General features: G+C 42.4%; 1 protein-coding gene. It reads right to left on the minus strand.

Going from position 1 to position 1308, the window contains the following annotated elements; all coding sequences use genetic code 11:
• Positions 1-1308: autotransporter outer membrane beta-barrel domain-containing protein (locus tag QV06_RS11230; RefSeq protein ID WP_156542075.1), on the minus strand; the 1308-nt coding region annotated here is incomplete at both ends.

Genomic DNA, 1308 nt, shown 5'->3' on the forward strand with positions numbered 1-1308 from the left:
TATCCGCAATCTTCGCTTTTACATTCACACCCACTTGGCTCACTAAGGATTGGTTAGTGCCTGCATCAACATTAAGGTTTAATCCACCTGCACCACGTTCTGTGTAATGGTTATTACGTACTACTTGGTAATCTAAGCGAATGAATGGTTTCACCTCAACTTGTTCAGTGCTGAACGCATTGAAGCCCATGCCTACACCTGCATAACCAATCTTATTACCATAGCTACCTTGTGCCGTACGCTTCGCAAACTTAATGTTTCGCTCTGTACTTACATCGCTATAACCAATTCCCGCTCTAAAGTCTAAATCAGCAATAGCACTAATTGGTGTATTACCATAAATACCCGCTTGAATCGTATCTGCACGTAATGTCTGGTCTGATACCGATTCTTGACTATGAACATGGTTATATACATAACCAACCATCACCCCTAAACGGGTTTGACCTTGACATTTTTCTACACCTGCACCAAAACCATGGCTTTCACTTTGATAACCTGTTGCACCTTGATGTTGCGCTTGGTTACCCCAGCTGTTGGTCGCTTTCACCCAAAGCTGATTATCTTCTGTTGCTGCACCACCGGCACGACAACCTTTGCTATTTTCAGCTAAATTCGCTAATTGCTTGCTAGTATCCGCAACCACTTGGCTACTTGCCCCCGCTAAGGTCGGTAACGATTCTAATAACGCCGTTGCAGCATCTTGCTTATCTGGTATCGTGTAGAATAAACGTGAAAGTTCATTCGTTGGCGCACGCCCAAAATTCGCATCTAATGCCCTCGCCGCATCTAATCCTCGCGATAAACCATACTCAGTCGCTATCTCAATCAAACTCCCTTTTGCTGAAACAGGCGTTAAACTCACAGCTTTTCCATCTACTACTTTTGGAATGAAATTAAATAGCTCACTATTATCATCATAGCTTGCAAAATTACCTTCAATACTTCCATTTGGCGTAGCTAATATATTCTCAAACTGTAAATTCGCTAACTCTTCCTCTTTACTATTTTTAATATCTGTAAATAGGTGGGCATTATTAAGGTTCACAGCCGGAATTTTATTTCCATTCTCATCCTCTTTATCTTCACCATTCACTTGTAGCTTACTATAGCCCTCTGGTGTCGCTACTAATGATAATGTCCCGCCTGCACTTAAATCTAATGTGCCAACTTCTGTACCTGGCTTATCTACTGCAAATGTCCCCGCTTTCCCTACTTTTACATCTGCCTGTCCTAGCTTTCCGCCCTCTGTCATCTGGAGCTTACCTCCATCAACATTCACTTGACCTGCAAATGGATTGTCTGCTT

Source organism: Gallibacterium genomosp. 3, assembly GCF_001678475.1.
In the GTDB taxonomy this organism is placed as follows: domain Bacteria; phylum Pseudomonadota; class Gammaproteobacteria; order Enterobacterales; family Pasteurellaceae; genus Gallibacterium; species Gallibacterium faecale.